This is a genomic window from Streptomyces sp. NPDC026575 (genome assembly GCF_055567415.1).
In genome coordinates, this window is the sequence record NZ_JBVHQM010000024.1 from 112,785 (window position 1) to 132,777 (window position 19,993).

At 71.4% G+C, this 19,993-nt stretch carries 17 protein-coding genes; 9 read left to right on the forward strand and 8 right to left on the reverse strand.

Translation table 11 applies throughout. The annotated features are described in order from the left end of the window. Nucleotides 1–112: 112 nt before the first annotated feature. Nucleotides 113–1,756: an APC family permease gene (locus ACZ4NB_RS29145; RefSeq protein WP_467666020.1), complete on the forward strand. Its 1,644-nt coding sequence runs from the start codon at nucleotides 113–115 to the stop codon at nucleotides 1,754–1,756. A gap of 67 nt (nucleotides 1,757–1,823) precedes the next feature. Next, on the forward strand, nucleotides 1,824–3,476 hold the full coding sequence (locus tag ACZ4NB_RS29150; protein ID WP_467666021.1) for an amidohydrolase: 1,653 nt from the start codon (nucleotides 1,824–1,826) through the stop codon (nucleotides 3,474–3,476). A 26-nt stretch (nucleotides 3,477–3,502) separates the two neighbouring features. Here ACZ4NB_RS29150 and ACZ4NB_RS29155 read toward each other — a convergent pair whose 3' ends face one another. The 3 genes from ACZ4NB_RS29155 to ACZ4NB_RS29165 all read right to left on the reverse strand — a co-directional run bounded on the left by ACZ4NB_RS29155 (nucleotide 3,503) and on the right by ACZ4NB_RS29165 (nucleotide 7,156). Continuing rightward, nucleotides 3,503–4,342, reverse strand: a complete 840-nt coding sequence (locus tag ACZ4NB_RS29155) for a phosphatase PAP2 family protein (protein WP_467666022.1) — start codon at nucleotides 4,340–4,342, stop codon at nucleotides 3,503–3,505. Nucleotides 4,343–4,462: 120 nt separating this feature from the next. Next, nucleotides 4,463–5,512 (reverse strand): LacI family DNA-binding transcriptional regulator, encoded by a 1,050-nt coding sequence (locus ACZ4NB_RS29160; RefSeq protein ID WP_467666023.1) that lies wholly within the window; start codon nucleotides 5,510–5,512, stop codon nucleotides 4,463–4,465. A 24-nt stretch (nucleotides 5,513–5,536) separates the two neighbouring features. Next, nucleotides 5,537–7,156 carry a glycoside hydrolase family 13 protein gene (locus tag ACZ4NB_RS29165; RefSeq protein ID WP_467666024.1) on the reverse strand — a complete coding sequence of 540 codons (1,620 nt, stop codon included), beginning with the start codon at nucleotides 7,154–7,156 and terminating at the stop codon, nucleotides 5,537–5,539. A gap of 277 nt (nucleotides 7,157–7,433) precedes the next feature. On the opposite strand from ACZ4NB_RS29165, the gene ACZ4NB_RS29170 reads away from it, so the two are divergent. Genes ACZ4NB_RS29170 through ACZ4NB_RS29190 form a run of 5 tightly spaced genes read left to right on the forward strand, consistent with a single transcriptional unit; the run spans nucleotide 7,434 to nucleotide 13,149 of the window. Then, nucleotides 7,434–8,711, forward strand: coding sequence for an extracellular solute-binding protein (locus ACZ4NB_RS29170; protein WP_467666025.1), 1,278 nt, complete (start codon nucleotides 7,434–7,436; stop codon nucleotides 8,709–8,711). After that, nucleotides 8,708–9,643 (forward strand): carbohydrate ABC transporter permease, encoded by a 936-nt coding sequence (locus tag ACZ4NB_RS29175; protein WP_467666026.1) that lies wholly within the window; start codon nucleotides 8,708–8,710, stop codon nucleotides 9,641–9,643. The genes ACZ4NB_RS29170 and ACZ4NB_RS29175 overlap by 4 nt, the downstream gene beginning before the upstream one ends. Before the next feature lie 2 nt (nucleotides 9,644–9,645). Then, complete coding sequence (locus ACZ4NB_RS29180; protein WP_467666027.1) at nucleotides 9,646–10,473, forward strand: sugar ABC transporter permease; 828 nt, start codon at nucleotides 9,646–9,648, stop codon at nucleotides 10,471–10,473. A 1-nt stretch (nucleotide 10,474) separates the two neighbouring features. Beyond that, complete coding sequence (locus tag ACZ4NB_RS29185; RefSeq protein ID WP_467666028.1) at nucleotides 10,475–12,082, forward strand: glycoside hydrolase family 13 protein; 1,608 nt, start codon at nucleotides 10,475–10,477, stop codon at nucleotides 12,080–12,082. Beyond that, complete coding sequence (locus tag ACZ4NB_RS29190) at nucleotides 12,070–13,149, forward strand: LacI family DNA-binding transcriptional regulator (protein WP_467666029.1); 1,080 nt, start codon at nucleotides 12,070–12,072, stop codon at nucleotides 13,147–13,149. The genes ACZ4NB_RS29185 and ACZ4NB_RS29190 overlap by 13 nt, the downstream gene beginning before the upstream one ends. Before the next feature lie 12 nt (nucleotides 13,150–13,161). Here ACZ4NB_RS29190 and ACZ4NB_RS29195 read toward each other — a convergent pair whose 3' ends face one another. Then, nucleotides 13,162–13,413: a DUF397 domain-containing protein gene (locus tag ACZ4NB_RS29195; protein ID WP_467666030.1), complete on the reverse strand. Its 252-nt coding sequence runs from the start codon at nucleotides 13,411–13,413 to the stop codon at nucleotides 13,162–13,164. Continuing rightward, on the reverse strand, nucleotides 13,410–14,249 hold the full coding sequence (locus ACZ4NB_RS29200; protein ID WP_467666031.1) for a helix-turn-helix domain-containing protein: 840 nt from the start codon (nucleotides 14,247–14,249) through the stop codon (nucleotides 13,410–13,412). The genes ACZ4NB_RS29195 and ACZ4NB_RS29200 overlap by 4 nt, the downstream gene beginning before the upstream one ends. A gap of 152 nt (nucleotides 14,250–14,401) precedes the next feature. Between ACZ4NB_RS29200 and ACZ4NB_RS29205 the strand changes: the two genes are divergently transcribed. Then, complete coding sequence (locus ACZ4NB_RS29205) at nucleotides 14,402–14,854, forward strand: ATP-binding protein (RefSeq protein ID WP_467666032.1); 453 nt, start codon at nucleotides 14,402–14,404, stop codon at nucleotides 14,852–14,854. Nucleotides 14,855–14,884: 30 nt separating this feature from the next. On the opposite strand, the gene ACZ4NB_RS29210 is transcribed toward ACZ4NB_RS29205, so the two are convergent. After that, the gene (locus ACZ4NB_RS29210; RefSeq protein WP_467666033.1) at nucleotides 14,885–15,748 is read right to left on the reverse strand and encodes a methyltransferase domain-containing protein; all 864 of its coding nucleotides are present in this window, start codon (nucleotides 15,746–15,748) and stop codon (nucleotides 14,885–14,887) included. A 316-nt stretch (nucleotides 15,749–16,064) separates the two neighbouring features. Here ACZ4NB_RS29210 and pulA point away from each other — a divergent pair, with 316 nt between their 5' ends. After that, nucleotides 16,065–18,686 carry a pullulanase-type alpha-1,6-glucosidase gene (gene pulA / locus ACZ4NB_RS29215; protein ID WP_467666040.1) on the forward strand — a complete coding sequence of 874 codons (2,622 nt, stop codon included), beginning with the start codon at nucleotides 16,065–16,067 and terminating at the stop codon, nucleotides 18,684–18,686. A gap of 53 nt (nucleotides 18,687–18,739) precedes the next feature. Here pulA and ACZ4NB_RS29220 read toward each other — a convergent pair whose 3' ends face one another. Further along, a complete protein-coding gene (locus ACZ4NB_RS29220) occupies nucleotides 18,740–19,189 on the reverse strand; it encodes a nuclear transport factor 2 family protein (RefSeq protein WP_467666034.1) in 450 nt (149 codons plus the stop codon). Between the two features lie 116 nt (nucleotides 19,190–19,305). Next, complete coding sequence (locus ACZ4NB_RS29225) at nucleotides 19,306–19,827, reverse strand: GNAT family N-acetyltransferase (RefSeq protein WP_467666035.1); 522 nt, start codon at nucleotides 19,825–19,827, stop codon at nucleotides 19,306–19,308. Nucleotides 19,828–19,993 lie beyond the last annotated feature (166 nt).

The following is a 19,993-nucleotide window of genomic DNA, read 5'->3' on the forward strand; positions in this document are numbered from 1 at the left end:
TTCCCAAAAACCGAAAGGCTTTAGGTTTTCTTCCCGCGGTCGAGCTGCCGTCACCACCCCCCGTACGTGCCGGGCCGCCTCCTTCCCTCCCTCGGCAGAAGGGCATCGAGCCATGGCCGCACAGCCCGCACCCCGCGACGGGGCGACACCGCACAGCACGCCACCGGCCGGCGAGCCGACCACCTCGCTGCGCCGCGGCACCCTCGGCGTCGCCGATATCGCCTTCTTCGTCATCTCGGCCGCCGCCCCGCTCACCGTGATGGCGGGCACCTCACCGCTCGCGCTCGGCGCCGGCGGCCCCGGCGCCCCCGTCGGCTACCTCCTCGCCGGCGCCACCCTCGCCCTCTTCGCCGTCGGCTTCACGACCATGGCCCGGCACGTCCGCAACGGCGGCGGCTTCTACGCCTTCATCACCCGGGGCCTGGGCCGGCCGGCCGGCTTCGGCGCCGCCACGGTGGCCCTGCTCGCCTACAACGGCATGCAGATCGGCGTCTACGGACTGCTCGCCACCGCCACCCAGGACGCACTGCGCGCCTTCTGGGGCGTCCACCTTCCCTGGCCGCCGATCGCCGTCGCCGGCGTCCTTCTCGTCTGGTACCTGGGCCACCGCTCGATCGACTTCGGCGCCAAGGTCCTGGGCGTCCTGCTGGTCGCCGAGACCGGCATCCTGGTCCTGCTCGCCGGCGGCGTCCTGCTGCACGGCGGTGCGCACGGCCTGGCGCTGGACTCCTTCACCCCCGGCAACGCCCTGGTGCCCGGCACCGGCGCGGTCCTCGCCTTCGCCTTCGCCGCCTTCACCGGCTTCGAGTCCACCGCGATCTACCGCTACGAGGCCCGCGACCCGGCCCGCACCATCCCCCGCGCCACCTACCTCGCGGTCGCCTTCCTCGGCCTCTTCTACGCCTTCACCATCTGGATCATCATCCAGGCCGTCGGCAGCGACCGGATCGTCCAGGCCGCGCTGCACGACCCGGCCGGGCTCTTCTTCACCGCCACCACCGAGTACGTCGGCAGCTGGGCCGCCGCGCTGATGCACCTCTTCATCGTCACCAGCATCCTCGCCTCCCAACTGGCCTTCCACAACGCGATCAACCGCTACGGACTGGCCATGGCACGGGAGGGCGTGCTGCCCGCCGCCGTCGGCCGGGTCCACCCGCGCCACCGCTCCCCGTACCTGGCCGGCGCCGCGCAGAGCCTGCTGGCGATCCTCGTCGTCCTCGGCTTCGCGCTGGCCGACGCCGACCCCTACCAGCAGCTGCTGCTGTGGATGAACACCCCCGGCATGCTGGGCCTGCTGGTGCTCCAGGCGATCACCGCGGTCGCCGTCCCCTGCTACTTCCGCCGCTTCGCCCACCGGGAAGGGGCGCTGCGCACGGTCATCACCCCGATCGCCGCCGCCGTTCTGATGGCCGGCGCCCTCTGGCTGGTCATCGCCAAGATCGACCTGATGACCGGCGCGCCGCCGGCCACCAACACCGCCCTGGTCCTCACCGTCCCCGCCGCCTTCGCATTCGGCCTCCTCGTCGCCCGCCGGGTCCGCCGCGGCCGCCCCGAGGTCTACGCGGGCTTCGCGGCGGAACCGGAGGAGGACGAGGGGGAGGGGGAGGGGGACCGGGGCGACGAAGCAGGGAACCGGGACTGGGAGGACGACAACGAGGAGGGCAACGGGGACGCGCTACCGGCAACAGCCGACCGCCGCCCCGGCGGGGAGGCCCCACCGGCCCCCGGTGAGGAGGCCGCCGCCCGGACCCCGTAACCGCCGCAACCGGCCGAGCCCCGCACCACCGCACCCGACAGCGCACCACCACCCCCCAGGAGCCCCCATGCCCGTCTCCGCCGCAGCATCGCCCCTCACCGCCGCCGACACCGTCCTGACCGGGGCCCGGGTCCGCACCCTGGACCCGGCCCGCCCCTGGGCCGAGGCCGTCGCGGTCAAGGACGGGCGGATCGCCGCGGTCGGGGACGCGCGGGACGTACGGGACTGGCGCGGCGCCGCCACCGAGGTCGTCGACCTGGCCGGGGCGACCCTCACCCCCGGCCTCGTCGACGGCCACAGCCACCCCGTCTGGGGCGTCGAAATGGCCACCGGCCTCGACCTTTCCCCCGTCCGCGACCTCGACGGACTGCGCACCTCGCTGGCCCGCGCCGCCCGCGCGCTCGGCCCCGGCGAGTGGCTCACCGGCTGGGGACTGGACCACAACGTCTTCGGCGGCCGCCCCGTCCACCGCGATCTGATCGAGGACGCGCTCGGCGGCGCACCGGCCCTCCTCCGGCTCTACGACGGGCACTCGGCGCTGGCCAGCGGCCGGGCCCTGGCGGCCGCCGGGATCGACGGGCCGCGTGAGTTCGCCCAGCGCGCCAGCGTCGTCTGCGACCCCGACGGGCGCCCCACCGGGCACCTCGTCGAGCACGCCGCGATGGAGCTGCTGACGCCCGCCGTCCCGCGTGCCTCGGCCGCCGACCGCCGCGCCCGGCTGCTCGCCCTGCTCGACGAGATGGCCGCCGGCGGCCTCACCGGCGCCCACGTCATGGACCTGGAGAACGACGGGGTGCCCGAGCTGCTGTCCGGTATCGAGGCGGACGGCGGTGTCCTCCCCCTCCGGCTGCGGCTGGCGCCCTGGTGCATGCCCGGCATCGACAAGGAGGGCCTCGACCACCTCGTCGAGCTGCAGCGGCTGCGCGGCCGCCACTGGCGCGTCGGCGGCGTGAAGTTCTTCATGGACGGCACCGTCGAGGGCGGTACCGCCTGGCTGGAGCACGCCGACTGCCACGGCCAGGGCACCGAGGCATTCTGGCCGGACCCCGCCGCGTACACCCACGCCGTGCACCACCTCGCGCGGGCCGGTGTCCGCACCGCCACCCACGCCATCGGCGACGCCGCCGTACGGCATGTCCTGGACACCGTCGAACTGCTCGGCGACGACGGCGGGCGGGCCCGCCACCAGCACCGCATCGAGCACATCGAGACCGTCCCCGCCGAGCAGCTGCCGCGCTTCGCCCGCCTCGGCGTGGCCGCCTCCATGCAGCCCACCCACACCGCGTACACCCGCGCCGACCACACCGACGCCTGGTCCCGAAGGGTCGGCGAGGAGCGCGCCGGACGGGCCTGGCGCTGCCGCGATCTGCGGGACGCGGGCGCGGTGCTGGTGCTCGGCTCCGACTGGCCGATCGCCCACCACGACCCCCGCCAGGTCCTGGCCGCCGCCCGACTGCGCCGCCCCGCGGGACGCCCGGACGTCGCGCCGGTCACCCCCGGGCAGGCGCTGACCGGCCTGATGGCGCTGGAGGGCTGCACCTCACACGCGGCACTCGCGGTGGGCGAGGAGCACCAGGCCGGCCGGATCGCCCCCGGCTACCGCGCCGATCTCACCGCCCTGGCCGTGGACCCGGTCACCGCCCCCGCGGACGAGCTGGGCACGGCGGAAGTACGGCTGACGATGACGGGCGGGCACCTCACCCACCGCACCGCGGGCTGAGCCGGTGCGGCTCCGGCCCCCGGGCCTCAGCCCAGCGCTGGCGCGAGCCGCGACAGCCGGTGCGGCAGCGTCCGGTACCAGACGCCCGCGAGCGCGAACCCGAAGCCCAGGCACAGCACCCCGCCGACCGCGTCCAGCCAGAAGTGGTTCGCCGTGGAGACGATGACCAGCAGCGTCGTCGTCGGGTAGAGCAGCCCGAGCGCCTTGGCCCACACCGGCTCGGCCAGCAGCGCGATGATGATGCCGCACCACAGCGACCAGCCGATGTGCATCGACGGCATCGCCGCGTACTGGTTGGACATCGAGGCGAGGTTGCCGGAGGCCATCGAGCCCCAGGTGCCGTGGTCGATCAGGGTGTCGACGAAGCCGCCGTCCGGCATCAGCCGGGGCGGCGCCAGCGGGTAGAAGTAGTAGCCGACCAGGGCGACGCCGGTGGTGGCGAACAGCGCCAGCCGGGCCGCGGCATAGCGGCCGGGATGCCAGCGGTAGAGCCACACCAGCACACCGATCGTCACGATGAAGTGCAGCGTCGCGTAGTAGTAGTTCATCGACACGATCAGCCAGGTCACCGAGTCCACCGCATGATTGACGGTGTGCTCGACGGCGATGCCCAGCGAGTGCTCCGCCTGCCAGATCCAGTCGGCGTTCTTCAGCGCCTTCGCCTTCTGCTCCGGCACCGCGTTGCGGATCATCGAATAGGTCCAGTAACTGACCGCGATCAGCAGGACCTCGAACCAGAGCCGGGGTGTGCGTGGGGAGCGCAGACGAGCCAGCCGGCCCGCTTCCGCTGGTCGGTCCGTACGTTCCCCGGTGAGTGGCGGGGTGGTCGACGGGCCGTCCAGAATCCTCGTATTCGCTTCACCCATAGGCAGACAGTTTGCCAGAAAGGGACGTCTCGCCGATCATCCTTCGGTCGGGTATTCGATCGTTTGTATCGGTCTTGAGGGGGAGTCGGAACCCCCGTACTCCTGGGGGACACCCCCCCGTCAGGTGGCGCGCAGCGGCCTGGGGATCCGGGCGGTCTTCGGCGCCGAGGCGGTCGAGCCGCGGACCACCAGCTCGGGGTGGAAGACGAACTCGCTGTGCGGCGCCGGGGTGCCGCCGACCTCTTCCAGGAGCGCGCGGACCGCGGCCTGGCCCATCGCCGTGACCGGCTGCCGGATGGTGGTCAGCGGCGGGTCGGTGAAGGCGATGAGCGGGGAGTCGTCGAAGCCGACCACGGAGATCTCCCGCGGGACGTCCAGCCCGCACTGCCGGGCCGCGCGGATCGCGCCGAGCGCCATCATGTCGCTGGCGCAGACGATGGCGGTGGCGCCCCGCTCGATCAGCGCGCTCGCCGCGGCCTGCCCGCCCTCCAGGGTGTAGAGGGAGTGCTGGATGTACGGCTCCGCCTCGGCCGGGCCGATCTGCAGCCGCTCCTGCATGGCGCGCACAAAGCCCTCGATCTTGCGCTGGACGGGCACGAACCGCTTGGGGCCGAGCGCCAGCCCGATCCGCCGGTGGCCCAGCGCGCTGAGATGGGTGACCGCCAGATCGACCGCGGCCCGGTCGTCGGGGGAGACGAACGGGGCCTGCACCTTGTCGGAGAAGCCGTTGATGAGCACGAAGGGCACGCCCTGGCCGCGCAGCTGCTCATAGCGCTGCATATCGGCGGAGGTGTCGGCGTGCAGCCCGGAGACGAAGATGATGCCGGCCACCCCGCGGTCGACCAGCATCTCGGTCAGCTCGTCCTCCGTGGAGCCGCCCGGGGTCTGGGTGGCGAGGACCGGCGTATACCCCTGGCGGGTCAGCGCCTGGCCGATGACCTGGGCGAAGGCCGGGAAGATCGGGTTCTCCAGCTCCGGGGTGATCAGCCCGACCAGGCCCGCGCTGCGCTGCCGCAGCCGTACCGGGCGCTCATAGCCCAGTACGTCGAGGGCGGCCAGCACGGACTGGCGGGTGGTGGCGGAGACGCCGGGCTTCCCGTTGAGAACCCGGCTGACGGTGGCCTCGCTGACACCCGCCTGCGCTGCGATGTCGGCCAGCCGGGCGGTCATGGAGGGGACCTTACCGTCCGGCTGTCAGATTGCCCACCAGGTGCAGCTGTCACCGGGCAGCACGACCGACGCGCCGTTGACGGCAACCGGTGCGCTGGAGAGCAGCGGCGTTCCGGACGGCGGCAGTTCGACGTCGTGACCGAGCGTGTTGACCGTGCAGAGCAGGCCGGGGCGGGTGAAGGCGAGGACGCCCGCGGGGGCCGGCTGCCAGCTCAGCCCGCCGTCGCCCAGGCCCGGCAGCCGGCGCCGCAGGGCGAGGGCGCTGCGGTACAGCTCCAGGGTGGAGGCGGGGTCGCCGGTCTGCGCCTGGACGGTGAGTCCGGCCCAGTCGGCGGGCTGCGGAAGCCAGCTGCCACCGTCGCCGAAGCCGTACGGCGGCGCCTGGCCGGACCAGGGCATCGGCACCCGGCAGCCGTCCCGGAAGCCGTCCTGGCCGCTGGTCTGGGCGGCCTGGCCGCGGAAGAACGCCGGGTCCTGGCGCGCCTCGTCGGGCAGGTCGGTGACCTCGGGCAGGCCCAGCTCCTCGCCCTGGTAGAGGTACGCGGAGCCGGGCAGCGCCAGCATCAGCAGGGTGGCGGCGCGGGCGCGGTCCACGCTGCCGCCGAGGCGGGTGGTGTGCCGCACGACGTCGTGGTTGGACAGCACCCAGGTCGTCGGGGCGCCGACCGAGGCGGTGGCGGCGAGCGAGGCGTCGATGACCGAGCGCAGCGCGTCGCACTGCCAGGGGGCGTTGAGGAACTGGAAGTTGAATGCCTGGTGGAGTTCGTCCGGGCGGACGTAGAGGGCCAGCCGCTCGGCGGTGGGGGCCCACGCCTCGGCGACGCCGATCACCTGCTTGCCGTGGGCGTCGCCGTATCCGTCCAGCAGGCGGCGCCAGGTGCGGTGGATGGCGTGCACCCCGTCCTGGTCGAAGAACGGCAGCACCTGGTTGCCGATCAGTTTGGCCTGCTGGCCGTGGCCGATGTCGGGCAGGCCGGGGGCCTTGACCATGCCGTGGGCGACGTCGATGCGGAAGCCGTCCACGCCGAGGTCGAGCCAGAAGCGCATGATGGCCTCGAATTCGGCGTGCACGTCCGGGTTGTCCCAGTCCAGGTCGGGCTGCTCCGGGGCGAAGAGGTGCAGGTACCAGTCGCCGCGGTCGGTGCGGGTCCAGGCCGGGCCGCCGAAGACCGACTCCCAGTCGTTGGGCGGCAGCTCGCCGTTCTCCCCCTTGCCGGGGCGGAAGACATAGCGCTGCCGGGCGAGTTCGGGTTCCTGGAACCACGGGTGCCGGTCGGAGGTGTGGTTGGGGACGATGTCGACGATCACCCGCAGGTCCAGGTCGTGGGCGGTGCGCAGGAGGTCGTCGGCGTCCTGGAGGGAGCCGAAGAGCGGGTCGACGGCGCGGTAGTCGGCGACGTCGTAGCCGCCGTCGGCCTGCGGCGAGGCGTAGAACGGCGTCAGCCAGACGGCGTCCACGCCCAGCTCCTTGAGGTACGGCAGCCGTTCGCGGACCCCGCGCAGATCGCCCACGCCGTCGCCGTCGCTGTCGGCGAAGGAGCGGACGTACACCTGGTAGATGACGGCGTCGCGCCACCAGCTGGGACCTCGGCCCGGTCCGGCGGCCTGGGGGGCGGGGCTGGGGGAAGTGAGCTCCTGGGTCATCTGCCGTCCCTGTCGAGGTCAAGAGGCGTGTGGGGTGCCTTAGGGCCGGTCCGATGGGTCCGGGTCCGACCCTGACCCATCGGACAGGCCCTAACGGAGTCAACGCTCGGGCGGGCGCGGGGTGACGTGCCACGACCCCCTCAAGAGTCCCGTTACGGACATCCCGCTGCAATCCCTTCCAGCAATCTTGCAGCAATTTGCCGCAAGGTCTTTCGATTTGTTTTCAGCGCTGTTACGTTCCTGACCGCCATCTGAGGCATTTCCCTAAGGAGTTCACATGCGACGTGGCATACGGGGCATCACAGCCGGCGCGCTGGTAGCGGGCCTGGCACTGGCGGCAACGGCATGCGGTGGCGGGGGTGGCGACGAAAGCGGCAGCAGCGGGGGCGAACTGTCGGGAACCGTTACCTTCTGGGACACCTCCAACGACGCCGAGAAGGCGACCTACCGCAAGCTTGCCGAGGGCTTCCAGAAGGAGCACCCCAAGGTCCACGTCGAGTATGTGAACGTCCCGTTCGGCGACGCCAACGCCAAGTTCAAGAACGCGGCCGGCGGCAACTCCGGCGCCCCCGACGTGATGCGCACCGAGGTCGCCTGGACCGCCGACTTCGCCAACCTCGGCTACCTCGCCCCGCTCGACAACACCCCCGCCCTCGACAAGACCGACGACTACCTCCCCCAGGCCCTCGGCTCCACCAAGTTCAAGGGCAAGACCTACGCCGCACCCCAGGTCATCGACACACTCGGCCTCTTCTACAACAAGAAGCTGCTCAAGGAGGCCGGTGTCGAGGTGCCCAAGACCTTCGACGAACTGGCCACCGCCGCCAAGAAGATCAAGTCCAAGACCGGCGCCACCGCCCTCTACCTGCGCGGCGACGACCCCTACTGGTTCCTGCCGTACCTCTACGGCGAGGGCGGCGACCTGGTCGACGCCCGCGACAAGGTCGTCGAGATCGACGACGGCGCCGGCGTGAAGGCATTCAAGACCCTCAAGAGCCTGGTGGACTCCAAGGCCGCGGTCACCGACGCCACCGACGGCCAGGAGAACCAGCTCAAGGCCCTCAAGGACGGCACCGTCGCGATGGCGATCGATGGCCCCTGGGACATCGAGGGCGCCCGCGCCGGCAAGGCGTTCAAGGACAAGAAGAACCTCGGCGTCGCCCCCGTACCCGGCGGCAGCAGGGCCCAGGGCTCCCCGCAGGGCGGCTGGAACCTCTCGGTCTACGCCGGCAGCAAGAACCTCGCGGCCTCCTACGCCTTCGTCAAGTACATGAGCTCGGCCAAGGTCCAGCAGCAGACCACCGAGCAGCTGAGCCTGCTGCCCACCCGGTCGTCCGTCTACGACGTACCGGCCGTCAAGAACAACGAGATGGTCACGTTCTTCAAGCCGGCCGTCGACGGCGCCGTCCAGCGCCCCTGGATCGCCGAGGGCAACTCCCTCTTCGAGCCGATCAAGGTCCAGATGAACAAGGTGCTCACCGGCGCCGCCACGCCCGAGCAGGCCGCCAAGGCGACCGGCGACGCCTACCGGAAGCTGCTCAAGGACTACAAGTGACCCTTGCTGTACGAGTGCGCCGGACGCTCGGCACTCACTGGTACGCATGGACGATGGTCGCCCCGGTGGTACTCGTCATCGGGGTGATCATCGGCTATCCGCTGGTGCGCGGCGTCTTCCTGTCGCTCACCGACGCCAATGAGGCCAACGTCGAGCGGAACATCGGCGTCAACCACATCCCCGCGACCTACAAGTTCACCGGCCTGGACAACTACCGGGCGGTGCTCTCCGACGGCGTCTTCTGGGACCGCCTCGGCTGGACCGCCCTGTGGACCGTCGCCTGCGTGGGCATCACCTTCCTGACCGGCCTCGCGCTCGCGAACATGCTCAACCGCACACTGCGCGGCCGCACCTTCTACCGCCTCGCGCTGATCCTGCCCTGGGCCGTCCCCGCCTTCATCTCCGTCTTCACCTGGCGGATGCTCTACAACGAGAAGAACGGCATCCTCAACAAGCTGCTGGCCGGCGGCGGCATCGAGGGCATTCCCTGGCTCAACGACCCCACCTGGGCCAAGCTCTCGGTCATCGCCGTCAACGTCTGGCTCGGCGTGCCCTTCATGCTCGTCGCCCTGCTCGGCGGCCTGCAGTCCATCCCGGCCGAGCTGTACGAGGCCGCGGAGATGGACGGCGCCAACGCCTGGCAACGCTTCCGCAATATCACCCTGCCGGGGCTGCGGGCCGTCAGCAGCACCGTCATCCTGCTCTCCGCCATCTGGACCTTCAACATGTTCCCGGTGATCTTCCTGCTGACCCGGGGCGGCCCCGGCGACGCCACCGAAATCCTGGTGACCTACGCCTACCGGCTCTCCTTCGTCGACAGCCCCCGCAACTTCTCCGAGTCCGCGACCTGGGGCGTACTGATCCTGCTGCTGCTCTCGGCCGTCGCGGTCGTCTACCGCCGGGCACTGCGCAAGCAGGGAGAGGTGTGGTGAGCATGCGCAACAAGAGAAGCCCGCTGGCCTCGATCGGCCTGCACGCGGGCCTGATCGCCGCCGCCGTCGTGGCCGTCTTCCCGCCCCTCTGGCTCCTGATCACCTCCTTCAAACCGCGCAACGACGCCTTCTCCACCGGGCTGATATCCCACCCCACCCTCGCCAACTACACCCACGTACTGGCCGACACCCAGTTCCTGACCTGGTTCGGGAACTCGGTGGTGATCGTCGGGCTGACCACCGTCCTCGGCGTCTTCATCGCCGCCACCACCGGCTACGCCGTCAGCCGCTTCCGCTTCCCCGGGATGCGCCCGCTGATGTGGCTGCTGCTGATCACCCAGATGTTCCCGGTGGCGGTGCTGATCGTGCCGCTGTACAACCTGCTGGCGAGCCTCGGCCTGCTCAACCAGCCGGCCGGCCTGGTCGTCACCTACCTGACCATCGCCGTGCCGTTCTGCGCCTGGATGATGAAGGGCTTCTTCGACACCATCCCGGTGGAGATCGACGAATCGGGCCGGGTCGACGGCCTCAACCCGTTCGGCACCTTCTGGCGGCTCGTCCTGCCGCTGGCCCGCCCCGGCCTCGCCGTCACCGGCTTCTACACCTTCGTCACCGCCTGGGCCGAGGTCGCCTACGCCTCCGCCTTCATGACCGGCGAGGAGAACCTCACGCTCGCCGGCGGGCTGCAGACCTTCGTCAACCAGTACACCAACGACTGGGGTTCGATGACCGCCGCCGCCGTGATCATCGCGGTCCCGGCCGCGCTCGTCTTCGCCTTCGCCCAGCGCCACCTCGTCGCCGGACTGACCGCCGGCACCACCAAGGGATGACATGACCCCACAGCACGACGTCACTCCTGACGGCACCACTCCCGCCACCGGCTGGTGGCGCGACGCGGTGATCTACCAGGTCTATCCGCGCAGCTTCGCCGACGGCAACGGCGACGGCATGGGCGACCTGGCGGGCATCCGCGGCCGGCTGCCGTACCTGCGCGACCTGGGCGTCGACGCCGTCTGGCTGAGCCCGTTCTACGCCTCGCCGCAGGCCGACGCCGGCTACGACGTCGCCGACTACCGCGCCATCGACCCGATGTTCGGCACCCTCGACGACGCCCGCGCGGTGATCGACGACGCCCATGACCTCGGCCTGCGCATCATCGTCGACCTCGTCCCCAACCACTGCTCCGACCAGCACGAATGGTTCCGCCGCGGACTGGCCGAGGGCCCCGGCTCCACGGCCCGCGAGCGCTTCCACTTCCGCAAGGGCCGCGGCGAGAACGGCGAGGAGCCGCCCAACGACTGGGAGTCCCTCTTCGGCGGCCCGGCCTGGACCCGGGTACCCGACGGCGAGTGGTACCTGCACCTCTTCGCCCCCGAACAGCCCGACTTCAACTGGGACCACCCCGCCGTCCAGGACGAGTTCCGCTCCATCCTGCGCTTCTGGCTGGACCTGGGCGTCGACGGCTTCCGGGTCGACGTGGCCCACGGCCTGGTCAAGGCCCCCGGCCTGCCCGACATGGGCCGCGCCGACCAGCTCACCCTGCTCGGCACCCAGTCCCTGCCCTTCTTCGACCAGGACGGCGTGCACGCCATCTACCGCTCCTGGCGCACCGTCCTCGACGAGTACGCGGGCGAGCGGATAGCCGTCGCCGAGGCATGGACCCCCACCGCCGAGCGCACCGCGCTCTACCTGCGCCCCGACGAGCTCCACCAGGCGTTCAACTTCCACTACCTGAACACCACATGGGACGCGAAGGAGCTGAGAGAGGCCATCGACGCCTCCCTCGACGCCATGCGCCCCGTCGGCGCCCCGACGACCTGGGTGCTGTCCAACCACGACGTCGTACGCCACCGCACCCGCCTCGGCGGCGGCCCGGACCGCGCCCGCGCCGCCACCCTGCTGATGCTGGCGCTGCCCGGCTCCGCCTACGTCTACCAGGGCGAGGAGCTGGGCCTGCCCGAGGTCACCGACCTGCCCGACGAGGTCCGCCAGGACCCCTCCTTCTTCCGCGCCACCGGCCAGGACGGCCTCCGCGACGGCTGCCGGGTCCCGCTGCCCTGGAGCGGCACGGAGCCCCCGTACGGCTTCGGCGACGGCGGCAGCTGGCTGCCGCAGCCCGCCGACTGGGCCGGTCTCACCGTCCAGGCTCAGACCGGCGACCCCGCCTCCACCCTGGAGCTGTACCGCAGCGCCCTCGCCCTGCGGCGCACCCACCCCGGCCTCGGCGCCGGCGACGCGGTCGAATGGCTGGAAGACGCCCCCGAGGGCGTACTGGCCTTCCGCCGCCTCGGCGGCCTGGTCTGCACGGTCAACACCACCGGCTCCCCGGCCCGGCTGCCCGTCCCCGGCCGCCCCCTGCTCTCCTCGCGCACCGAACTGCCCCTGCTGGACGGCGACTTCATCCTCCCCGCCGACACCGCCGTCTGGTGGGAGGAGTGACCCGGCCCGACGGCCGGCCCGTCCCGTCCACCCCCCGGCTCTCCGACATCGCCGCCCAGGCGCAGGTCAGCGAGGCGACCGTGAGCCGGGTGCTGAACGGCAAGGCGGGCGTGGCGGCGAGCACCCGGCGCCGGGTGCTCGCCGCGCTCGACGTCCTCGGCTACGAACGCCCCTTACGGCTGCACCGCCGCAGCGCGGGCCTGGTCGGCCTGGTCATCCCGGAGCTGACCAACCCGATCTTCCCGGCCTTCGCCCAGATCATCGAGCAGTCCCTGGCGGGCCACGGCTACACGCCCGTCCTGTGCACCCAGATGCCGGGCGGAGCCACCGAGGACGAACTCGTCGAGCAGCTGGAGGAGCGCGGGGTCACCGGCATCGTCTTCCTCTCCGGCCTGCACGCCGACACCCACGCCGACCCCACCCGCTACGCCCGCCTCACTTCCCGGGGCGTACCGTACGTCCTCATCAACGGCTACCACCCGCAGATCGACGCCCCGTTCGTCTCCCCGGACGACGGGGCGGCGGCCCGGATGGCGGTACGCCACCTGGCCGAGCTGGGCCACGAGCGGATCGGGCTGGCCGTCGGCCCGGTCCGTTACGTCCCCTCCCGCCGCAAGGCCGAGGGCTTCGTGGCGGCGCTGGGCGAGTCGTTCGGCCTGTCGAGGGGGCAGGCCGAACGCTTCGTCCAGCACACCCTGTTCAGCGTCGAGGGCGGCGACGCGGCCGCCGCGACCCTCCTCGACCAGGGCTGCACCGGCATCGTCTGCGGCAGCGACCTGATGGCCCTCGGCGCGGTACGCGCGGCCCGCCGCCGGGGTCTGGACGTGCCCGCCCAGCTCTCCGTCGTCGGCTTCGACGACTCCCAGCTGATCGCCTTCACCGACCCGCCGCTGACGACGGTCCGCCAGCCGGTACAGGCGATGGCCACCGCGGCGGTGGGCGCCCTGATCGAGGAGATCCACGACCGGGCGGAGGGGCGCCCCCGGAGCCCCACCCGGCGCACCGAGTTCATCTTCCAGCCGGAGCTGGTGGTGCGGGGTTCGACGGGCCCGGTGGCGCACCGCTGACCTGCGGCCCGCTCAGCCCTCCTGGGCGGCGTACGACACGAACGCCGCCCAGGCCGCGGCCGGGACGCTGAGCTGAGGGCCGCTCTTGTCCTTGGAGTCGCGGATGTGGATGGTGGTGGGGCAGGTGGCGATCTCTATGCAGTCATCGCCGGAGCTGCCGCTGTAGCTGGACTTGTGCCAGGAGTGGGCGACTTCTACGCATTCATCGCCGTCGGCAGTGCTGTAGCTGCTTTTGAACCAGGCCAGTTCGGGGGTGCTGCTCATAGCGCTCCTTGGATCTGCCTTAGCAGGCTCCTGGAGTCTTCGGGAGTGAGAGCCTGCGCAAGCAGTTTCGCATAGCGCATGTAGAGGGTGCTGACCGTCTGTGAGTCGGTGATGAACTGGCTGCTTTCCTGCCCCTCGCAGTAGCCGAACCACTGATTGTCCGGAGTCTCCAGCAGTCGCATCGGCCCGTCCAGCCCGGGATGGACACCCCGATTCAACGGCATCACCTGCACTTCGACGTTCCGGAGCGTCGTGCACTCCAGCACGTGGTCGATCACTCCCCGGACTGTGTCCGCGCCGCCGGTGGGGCGCCGGAAGACTTGCTCGTCGATGACGAAGCTGAAGGTCGTGTTCGGCCGGTCTCGCAGCAGTTTCTGCCGCTCCAAGCGTGCGGCTACCTGGATCTCGACCTCCTCGGAAAGCAGTGGGACGCGATTGTCGAACAGCGTCCGGGCATACGCCTCCGACTGTAAAAGTCCAGGCACCAGGCGGCATTCGTACGTGTACAGACTGATCGCCTGCTTCTCCAGCTCCGCCCATTCGCGGAACCACCGGGCCAGCCCCGGCTGCTTCGACAGCCGCTTGGCGGCCTTCCTGAGCACCCCGTTCGCGTTGAGCGCCTCCTCCGAGCGGTCGATGAACTTCCTCGACGGGAGGCGTCGGCCCTGCTCGACGGAGGCGATGTAGTGCGCCGAGTACCGGATCACCGGTGCCAGGGTCTCCTGTGTGTATCCCGCATTCTCACGGAACCCTTGATAGACGGCGCCGAAGGTCCGCAGACTGCCGGAGGGCTCGGGCCTGCCGCCGTCGTAGTTGTCGGTGCTGCTGTCTTCCATGTCGGCACTCCCGAGGTGACTGGTACTGACCCCGCAAGTCACCCATGGTTACGACCCGTTACTCGATCCGTCCACGTACTGGACTCGTACAGTTCCCGGAGTACGAGTGGAGTCCCTGGTGTACGGGCCTGCTGACCAGCACCGTTGGCGCCATGCCAGCCCAAGCCACCGCCACCGTACAGATGTTCACACAGCGCTTCAGTGCCACCCCGCGTGGGGCGCGCCTCGCCCGCTATCTGGCCGTTCGGCAGCTCGACGTATGGGGCTTCCCGTACGGCGGCGAGGTCTCGGACGTCGCCGCCGTCATCGTCGGGGAGCTGGCCGCGAACGCGGTGACCCACGGACGGGTGCCCGGACGGGACTTCGAGCTGCGGCTCATGAGGCTGCCGGGCCCGGCCCGTCCGGGCACCCTGCGGATCGAGGTCGTCGACACCCGTACCGAGCGGCGCCCGCCGGACCCGGGCGCGCTCGTGGCGCCTGCGCCCGACTCCGAGACCGGCCGCGGCCTGGTCCTCGTCACCGCGCTGGCCACCCGCTGGGCCGTAGTCGACCGGCTCTCGGTCGGCAAGATCGTCCGGGCGGATCTGGATCTCCCGGACAGGTGAGGCCAGGGACGCAACAGGTCGCGGGTCGGCTCAGGCGGCGGGGCGGCGGGCGTGGAAGAGGCCCCAGCGCAGCAGGCTCCGTCGGGTGATGTCCGCCCAGAGGGGGAGGTTGGCCAGCAGCTCGTCGACGTAGGCCGGACTGATGACCTCGCGCAGTTCGGCCGCGCGCCGGTGGACCTCCTCGTCGAGGCGCGCGTAGTGGGTGGCGAGGTCGGCGGTGCGGTCCTCGTAGGCGGCTTGCAGGCCGAGGCCGGAGAGCAGGTGCAGGTACAGCGGCGGCGTCGCCAGGGCCGGCATGGAGAGCCGGGCGGTCGCCGGGCGCACGGCCTCCGCCGGGGTGCTCTCGGCCGCCATGATGTCCGAGAACACCAGCGCGCCGCCCGGCCTGAGCACCCGTACGGCCTCGTTCAGCGCCCGCGGCCGGTCCTCCAGGTGGCAGAGCACCTCCAGGGACCACACCACGTCGAACCGCTCCGCCTCGTAGGGCAGGTCGTAGAGGGACCCGGTGACGACGTCGATCAGGCCGTCCAGTCCGCGCCGGGCGTTGGCCGCGCGATGGCGCCGGTTGTGCTGCTCGCTGAGGTCGAGGGCCACGACGCGGCAGCCGAAGCGCTCGGCGAGCGCGCGGGCGGAACCGCCGTATCCGGAGCCGAGGTCGAGGACGGTGGCATGCGGGCCGAGCAGGTCGGCGACCTTGTCCGCCGTGTGCTGGACGGTGCGGCGCGAGGCGTCGGCGATCGCCTCGTGCTCGTCGGTGTAGAGGCCGACGTGGATGTCCTCGCCGCCCCAGACGGTGTCGTAGAAGGCGTCGACATCGGCGGTGTCGTAGTAGGTGCGGGTCTCGTCGTCGTGGTGCGGTGTGCTGCCGGTGTGGCTGCCGGGGTTGTTGATCATGGTGGGGGGATTCCCCGGATGCGACGGAGCGATTCGCCCGCCTTGCAGGCATAGGTGACTATGCGCCAGCTGGGTGAACGAGCCCGGGACGGCGTGCGGGGCGAGCGGGCGAACGATGGTGCCGGTCCGACCGGCCGGGCGCGTAGGGCCCGTTGTGCGTGTGGACCTCCGGCCGGCCGGACCGTTACTGCGGGAACGTAACACCCTTGCAATGTCTTGCGAAAGGTCTTGCAACAAAGAATCGGTGCGGCTAGAACCATGACCCATGTCCTTCCTCCCCCGCCGGACCGCTCGGCGCCTGGCCGCCGCCCTCGCCCTGACCCTCGGCGCGACGGGGCTGCTCGTCTCGTCGCCGCAGCAGCAGGCCCAGGCGTCCCCGTCCGTCGCCGGCCAGGCCCTCGCGCAGTGGATCGACCGCGACACCGTGGTCTGGAAGGGCGCCGAACGCGCCGACGCCCAGCTGGAGTTCGGGGCGGGGGAGGGTGAGCCGTCCGGTCGGCGCGTCCGTGGCCGGATCCGGCTGACGCCCGGGACGCTCACCCCGGCCGAGCGCGCCGCCTATCCGCATCTGACGGGGTATCCGGCCTTCACCGTCGACCCCCGCGACCAAGCCCTGGCCCGTACCGCGCTGCGCGGACGGCTCGTCGCCACCCAGCACACGGCGGACGGACAGCGGGTCACGACGGGCGTGCAGATACCCGGCGTCCTGGACGACCTCTACGGCGCCCGCGCCCAACCCGCCGCACTGGGGCCGGTGTTCCACCACGGACGCCCCACCCTCGCCGTCTGGGCGCCCACCGCCCGCACCGTCGCCCTCGAACTCGACGGCCGCACGGTCCCGATGCGACGCGACGACACCAGCGGCGTCTGGCGCGCCCAGGGGCAGCGCGGCTGGGTCGGCAAGCCGTACCGCTACCTCGTCACCGTCTGGGCGCCCACCGTCGGCAAGACCGTCACCAACAAGGTCACCGACCCCTACTCCACCGCCCTGACCGCCGATTCGGGCCGCAGCCTCGTCATCGACCTCGGTGACCCGAAGCTCGCCCCCAAGGGCTGGGCGGCGCTGCGCAAGCCCGCCGCGGTGCCGCTGCGCCGGGCCCGCATCCAGGAGCTGCACCTGCGCGACTTCTCCGTCGAGGACCGCACCTCCCGCCACCCCGGCCAGTACCTCGCCTTCACCGACGCGCGGTCGGACGGCATGCGCCATCTGAAGTCCCTTGCCGCAGCCGGCACTTCGTTCGTCCACCTCCTGCCGGTCTTCGACGGCGCGACCGTCCCCGAGCGGCGCGCCGATCAGGCCCGCCCCGGCTGTGACTTGGCCTCGTACGCCCCCGACTCACCCGGCCAGCAGGAGTGCCTCGCCAAGACCGCCGGCCGCGACGCCTACAACTGGGGCTACGACCCCCTGCACTACACCGTCCCCGAAGGGTCCTACGCCTCGGACCCGGACGGGGCGGCCCGTACCGTCGAGTTCCGCCGCATGGTGCAGGGGCTGAGCGGCGCCGGACTGCGCACCGTCATGGACGTCGTCTACAACCACACCGCCGCCAGTGGCCAGGACCCGCACTCCGTCCTGGACCGCATCGTCCCCGGCTACTACCAGCGGCTGCTCGACGACGGCGGCGTGGCCACCTCCACCTGCTGCTCCGGCACCGCACCGGAGCACACCATGATGGGCAAGCTCGTGGTCGACTCCGTCGTCACCTGGGCCCGGCAGTACAAGATCGACGGCTTCCGCTTCGACCTCATGGGCCACCACCCCAAGGCCAACATCCTCGCCGTGCGCAAGGCCCTGGACGCGCTGACCCCGGCGAAGGACGGCGTCGACGGCAAGCGGATCATCCTCTACGGCGAGGGCTGGAACTTCGGCGAGGCCGCGAACGACGCCCGGTTCGTCCAGGCCACACAGCGGAACATGGCCGGCACCGGCATCGCCACCTTCAGCGACCGGGCCCGCGACGCGGTGCGCGGCGGCGGCCCCTTCGACGCCGACCCCCGGGTCCAGGGCTTCGCCTCGGGCCTGTACACCGACCCCAACTCCGCGCCGGACAACGGCGATCAGGCAGCCCAGCGATCCCGCCTCCTCCACTACCAGGATCTCCTCAAGGTCGGCCTCACCGGCAACCTCGCCGACTACACCTTCACCGACACCGCCGGCCGCCGCGTCAAGGGCTCCCAGGTCGACTACAACGGCGCCCCGGCCGGCTACGCGGCCGACCCGGGCGACGCCCTCGCCTACGCCGACGCGCACGACAACGAAACCCTCTACGACGCGCTGGCGTACAAACTGCCGCAGGCGACCAGCGCCGCCGACCGCGCCCGCATGCAAGTCCTTGCGCTGGCCACCGCAACCCTTTCGCAAGGCCCGGCCCTCTCCCAGGCCGGTTCCGACCTCCTGCGCTCCAAGTCCCTGGACCGCAACTCCTTCAACAGCGGCGACTGGTTCAACGCCCTGCACTGGAACTGCGCCGACGGCAACGGCTTCGGCCGCGGACTGCCCCCGGCCGCCGACAACAAGGACAAGTGGCCCTACGCCAGGCCCCTGCTGGCCGACCCCGCGCTCCGCCCCGGCTGCACCGCGATCCGCGCCGCCTCCGCCGCCTACCGCGACCTGCTCCGCATCCACGCCACCGAACCGGCCTTCGGCCTGCCCACCACGGCGGCGGTCCAGCGGGCACTCTCCTTCCCGCTCTCCGGCAAGGACGAGACCCCCGGCGTCATCACCATGCGACTCGCCGACCTGGTGGTCGTCTTCAACGCCACCCCCCACCAGCAGCACCAGACGGTACCCACCCTCGCCGGCCGCCCCTACGCCCTGCACCCCGTCCAGGCCCACGGCGCGGACCGCACCACCGCCACCGCCTCCTACGCCCCCGCGTCGGGCACCTTCACCGTCCCCGCCCGCACGGTGGCGGTCTTCCGCCAGGCGCGGGGGTAGGGGCTGTCGGTGGCCTCAACGAGTGGCTGTGACCAGCGGACTCACCTTCCGCGTCAGCCGGTCGCCGTCGGCCCTTCGCAGGCGTCGGCGATGGCCCGGGTGTCCCAGTAGAACGGACGGATCTCGGTGATCCGCCCGTCCTTGACCGTGATCGTCTGCAGGATCGGAAAGGAGAGTTCGCGGCCTGTCGCACGAGCGCGAGCACGCACCTGGGTGAGTACCACCGCGGTCTCACCAGTGGCGAGGAACCCCTGCTCCACCATGTCGAACGACTCCCAGACCGCACTCATCGCAAGGAAGAACCGCGTCATGCCCGAGTGCCCGTGCCACGTGCCGCCATAGGGCAGCGCATCGGCTTGATGCAGCACGACGTCCGGCGCGAAGAAGGGGGCGAGCAGGTCGAATGAAGCCTCGCCAGGGCCTCCAGCCGCCAGGTACTCCGCCTCAGCCGCATACATGCCGGTGAGGACCGTAACCGAGTCTGTAGTGGATGACATCGTCATGCCACCAGTGTGATCAGCAGGGGCAGACCCCACTGGCGGCAATCAGACGTCGATGTTCCGCACCGTGCCGGCACTTCCACAGGAACGCCCGGTAACGGCGCCGGGCCGCCCGGCTCTCAGCGGGCGGCCAGCCGCTTCTCCAGGAGGGTGACGGCGTACGGACTGCCGCCGCCGTTGTCCTCCTTGGACGGCTGCTCCCCGACCACCGTGTACCCCGCGGCCTCGTAGTACGTACGCAGCCGCGGATTGGACGAGACGCAGTCCAGCCGCGCCCACTTCCGCCCCGCTTGCGCGATCCGCCGCTCGACGTGCGCCAGCATCGCCCGCCCGGTCCCGGCCGGCGCCCGTCCGCGGTCCACCATCAGCCGGTGCACATAGCCCGCCTCCGGCGGCCGCGGCCCCCACGCGGGCTCGTCCTCCCACCACAGCTCGAAGGCGCCCACTATCCCCTCGACGGCTTCCGCGAGCCAGACCTCGCCGTCCGCCATCCGCCGCCGGAAGTGCGCCTCGTCCTTCCCACCGGGTTTCCACTGGTCGATCCCCGACTCCTGCATCCAGCGAGCGGCGGAGTCGTACAGCGCGACCAGGGCGGCCAAATCGGCACCGGCGCGCGCGAGTCGGAACTTGAGCGTGGTCATGGGTCGGATTCTGCCAGTCCGCTGCGCTTTGCTGCTTCCCACGTTTTTGGCTTTCCCGCCGTGTGTGTTTCTCGCCGTTTCGCCTGCGGCGGGCGGTTGTTTGTCGGGTGCGGTGACAGCCCTACGGACTCCGTCCTACGGTCTGTCCCCTCCCGTGGGTGGATGG